General features: G+C 75.9%; 4 protein-coding genes. 1 reads left to right on the plus strand and 3 read right to left on the minus strand.

Going from position 1 to position 4136, the window contains the following annotated elements:
* The 3 genes from MRQ36_RS32710 to MRQ36_RS32720 all read right to left on the minus strand — a co-directional run.
* Positions 1-1251, minus strand: a 1251-nt coding sequence (locus tag MRQ36_RS32710; protein ID WP_374251264.1) for an aspartate aminotransferase family protein, incomplete at its 3' end; no start/stop codon positions are given.
* A gap of 157 nt (positions 1252-1408) precedes the next feature.
* Positions 1409-2026 carry a siderophore-interacting protein gene (locus MRQ36_RS32715; RefSeq protein ID WP_242801681.1) on the minus strand — a complete coding sequence of 206 codons (618 nt, stop codon included), beginning with the start codon at positions 2024-2026 and terminating at the stop codon, positions 1409-1411.
* Positions 2023-3048 carry an ABC transporter substrate-binding protein gene (locus tag MRQ36_RS32720; RefSeq protein WP_242800220.1) on the minus strand — a complete coding sequence of 342 codons (1026 nt, stop codon included), beginning with the start codon at positions 3046-3048 and terminating at the stop codon, positions 2023-2025. Before MRQ36_RS32720 ends, MRQ36_RS32715 begins: the two co-directional genes overlap by 4 nt.
* A gap of 184 nt (positions 3049-3232) precedes the next feature.
* On the opposite strand from MRQ36_RS32720, the gene MRQ36_RS32725 reads away from it, so the two are divergent.
* Positions 3233-4136, plus strand: a 904-nt coding sequence (locus MRQ36_RS32725) for a FecCD family ABC transporter permease (protein ID WP_374251267.1), incomplete at its 3' end; no start/stop codon positions are given.

The following is a 4136-nucleotide window of genomic DNA, read 5'->3' on the forward strand; positions in this document are numbered from 1 at the left end:
CAGCACCTCGAAGCGCGGGTCCGCGTCGACCAGCGCCCACGCGTCGGCCGCCCGGTCCAGTACCTCGTCGAAGAGCGCGCCGACGGCGTCCGGGCCGAGGATCCGCAGGGTCAGCCACAGCTTGAGGGCGTCGAAGCGGCGGGTGGTCTGCAGGCTCTTGTCGACCTGGTTGGGCAGGGTGTCGCCGGCCGGGTTGAGGTAGTCCGCGTGGTGGGTGACGTGCCGCAGCGTGCGGCCGTCGCGGACCAGCAGGGCGCTCGCGGAGACCGGCTGGAAGAACGACTTGTGGAAGTCCACGGTCACCGAGTCGGCCCGCTCGACGCCGGCGAGCAGGCGCCGCCGGGTCGGCGAGACCAGCAGCCCGCAGCCGTACGCGGCGTCGACGTGCAGCCACACCCCGGCGGTGGCGCAGCATTCCGCCAGCTCCGGCAGCGGGTCGATGCTGCCGAAGTCGGTGGTGCCGGCGGTGGCGACGACGGCCATCACCACCAGCCCGGCGGCCCGGCACCGGGCCAGCTCCCGGCGTACCCGGTCGGGCCGCAGCCGCCGGTCCGGCCCGGTCGGCAGGGCCAGCACCGCGTCGGCGGCCAGGCCGAGCAGGTCGGCGGAGGTCTGCACACTGAAGTGCCCGGCGGTGGAGGTGATGATCCGCAGCCGGGGCAGCAGGTCCCGGCCGAGGCCGTGCCGGGCGCACGCCTCCTCCCGGGCCAGCAGCAACGCCTGCAGGTTGGACTGGCTGCCGCCGCTGGTGAAGACGCCGTCGGCGGCCGGGCCCAGCCCGAGCCGACCGGCGGTCCAGGCCACCAGCCGCCGCTCGATCAGGGTGGCCCCGGCGCTCTGGTCCCAGGTGTCCAGGGACGAGTTGACGGCGCTGAGCACCGCCTCGCCGAGCAGCGCGGGCAGCACCACCGGGCAGTTGAGGTGGGCCAGGTAGCGCGGGTGGTGGAACCAGACGGCGTCGCGCAGGTAGACGTCCTCCAGTTCGTCGAGGGCGGCGTCGGTGTCGCCGAGCGGCCGGTCCAGGTCGACCGCGTCGATGCGGGGCGCCAGCCCGGCCGGGCCGATCCCGGTGCACGGCCCGTCGACGCCGGCCACCTGCTGGGCCACCTGGTCGACGCCGGCGGCGACGATCCGGCGGTAGCGCCCCACCGAGCCGGCGTGCAGCAGGTGGGACCGGGCGGCGGCGGGTCTGCCGGCGTACTCATCTCGGGTCCTCCCGACCGGTGCGGAGGGTGTCCTCGCAGACGCCACGGCCAGTAGCCGGCGAAGGTGACGTGCCGGCGGTCCAGGCCGCGCACGTCGACCAGGTGCCGGCGGACTGGCGCGGACCGCCGCCGATTCGCCGGCGACCCAGGCGTACGGGGCGGCGGTGGGCAGCCGCGCGGCGCAAGCCGCCGCGACCAGCAGCTCACCGGGGGCGGCACTGCCCGGACCAGCCAGCGCACCTCGACGCGGGCGGCGGTGGGCAGCGGCTGATGTCGGCGGAGTGCGGCACCTCGACCAGCACGTGCGTGGCGCCGGCCGGCAGCCAGGCCAGGATGCCGGCGACGGCGGGCAGCGCGGTCTCGTCGGCGACCAGCAGCACCTCGTCGGTGCCGGCGGGCGGCCGGAAGCAGACGCTGCGGTTGTCGGGCACGGCGGGGCCGAGCAGCGCCACCCGGTCGCCCGGTCGGGCCCGGCCGGCCCAGCGGGTCGCCGGGCCGGTGTCGCCGTGCCGGACCAGGTCGATGTCCACCTCGGCCCGCTGCGGCCGTTGCTCCCGGATCGTGTACGAGCGCATCACCGCGCGCACCTGCGGGTCCATCGCCCGCCAGGCGGCGTACCAGTCGTCGCCGGTGGGCAGCACCGGCGCCGGCTGGCCGGGGCGCGGCAGGAAGAGCGAGACGCTCTGGTCCCGGCCGCCGCCGGCGAAGTCGGCCAGCTCCGGACCGCCGAGGGTGATCCGGACGAGCGAGGCGCCGACCGGTCGGGTGGCGACGACCCGGGCGGCGTAGAAGCGGTAGCGCAGGGCGACGGCGGTGCTCACGGGGCGACCCGCTTCGCGGCGCGGATGGCGGTGGCCAGGTTCTCCAGCAGCGGCGCGGCACCCGCGTACGAGAAGCGGGGCACCGCGTCCCAGCCGGTGACCTGGCCGGCGCGGACCGCCGGGAGCCCGGCCCAGGTGGGCTTCCCGGCGAGGTCCTTCGGCTGCAGGGCGGTGCCGCGGTTGTCCAGCAGGATCAGGTCGGCGGGGAAGCGGTCGGCGTTCTCCCAGCTCAACGCCTCGAAATAGTCGCCCTGCGCCAGCTTCGTCGGCACCACGAGGTCGACGCCCAACTCGGCGAAGTACATCAGGTCGGTGCTGACCTTCGGGTTGGAGACGTAGCACAGGTCGGGGCTGCCGGAGGCGGCCAGCACCCGGATGCCGGGGTTGGCCCGGACGGCCTGCCGGACGGCCCCGGCGGCGGCGGCGAACCGGGTCCGGGCCTCGGTGACCTTCCGCGCCGCCGGGTCGGCGCCGAGCGCGGCGGCGAGTCGGGCGTACTGCTCGATGGGGCGGGTCATCGGCACCCGGGCGGTGGTCACCGCGACCGTCGGCGCGAGCGGGAGGATCTTCGCCCGGCTCTCGTCCGGGACGTACCAGAGCGCGCCCGGGTCGTACCTGTGGGTGACCAGGAGATCGGGGCGGAGCGCGGCGTACTTCTCCAGGTCGAACTGGCCCCAGGCGTTGCCGAGCAGCTCGACCGCCTCGACGTCGAGGTCGCCGGCCTGCGGTTCGGCGCTGCCGTCGGCGCGCCGGGTCTCCCCGAACACGCCGACGATCTGCGCGTCCAGTCCGAAATCGATCAGTGCGGCGGCGACCCCGGTGAAGGCGACGATCCGGTTCGGCCGGCGCGCGGCGGTCACCTTCTCGCCGCGGTCGTCCACGAACTCCCACGACCCTGCCGCCGCTCTTTCGGTGGGCCCACGTCGGGAACAGCCGGCGAGCAGCGCGGCGACGGTGCTGGCCCCGCCGGCCGCGAGCAGGCCGCGGCGGGAGAGACGGCGGGCGGGAACGGGTACGGGCATGGGCGTCGACTTTCGATCAGGGGCCGGAAATGACCATGGACGGCGAGGTTAGGTTAACCTAACCTAACTTGCTGTCAAGCCCGCGCGTCCCACCACATCGGAGCCCACCCTGAAACCCCGTACCGTCCCGGCACCCGTACCGCGACACCGCGCCGCCGTCCGCGTCGGTGGCTTCGCCGCGTCCCTGCTGCTGCTCGCCACCGTCGCGGCGCTCAGCATCGCGGTCGGCGCCCGGCAGCTCACCCTCACCGAGGTCTGGCAGGGCCTGCTGCAGCCCGACTCCCCCGCGTACCCGATCGTGCACCGGATGCGGCTGCCCCGGACGCTGCTCGGCCTGGTCGCCGGCGCCGCCCTCGGCGTCACCGGCGCGGCCATGCAGGCGCTCACCCGCAATCCGCTCGCCGACCCGGGCCTGCTCGGCATCAACGCCGGCGCCTCCGCCGCGGTGGCCACCGCCACCGCCCTGCTCGGCGTCACCGATGTCGCCGACCACCTGTGGTTCGCGCTGCTGGGCGCCGCCGTGGTCACCGTCGTCGGCTACCTGGTCGGCGGCGGACCGGCAGCCACCCCGACCCGGCTCGCCCTGGCCGGCGCGGCCCTGAACGCCACCCTCTTCTCGTACGTCAACGCGGTGCTCCTGCTCGACGCCGCCACGCTGGAGCGGCTGCGGTTCTGGACGGTCGGCTCGCTGGCCGACGCGCGCACCGGCACCGTGGCCCGGATCCTCCCGTTCGTCGGTGCGGGCCTGCTGCTCGCCCTGCTGGTCGTCCGCCCGCTCGGGGCCCTCACCCTCGGCGACGACGCCGCGCGCGGGCTGGGCGCCCGACCGGCGACCATCCGGGCGGTCGTGATCGTCGCGGTCACGCTGCTCTGCGGCGCGGCCACCGCCGCCTGCGGCCCGATCGTCTTCGTGGGGCTCCTCGTGCCGCACCTGGTCCGGGCGCTCACCGGACCGGATCCGCGCTGGCTGCTGCCCGGCTGCGCGCTGCTCGCGCCGGTGCTGCTGCTCGGCGGTGACGTGCTCGGCCGGCTGCTGGGCCGGCCCGGCGAACTCCAGGTGGGCCTGGTCACCGCGGTGCTCGGCGGTC

Origin of the sequence: Micromonospora sp. R77 (assembly GCF_022747945.1) — a bacterium.
Classification (GTDB): domain Bacteria; phylum Actinomycetota; class Actinomycetes; order Mycobacteriales; family Micromonosporaceae; genus Micromonospora.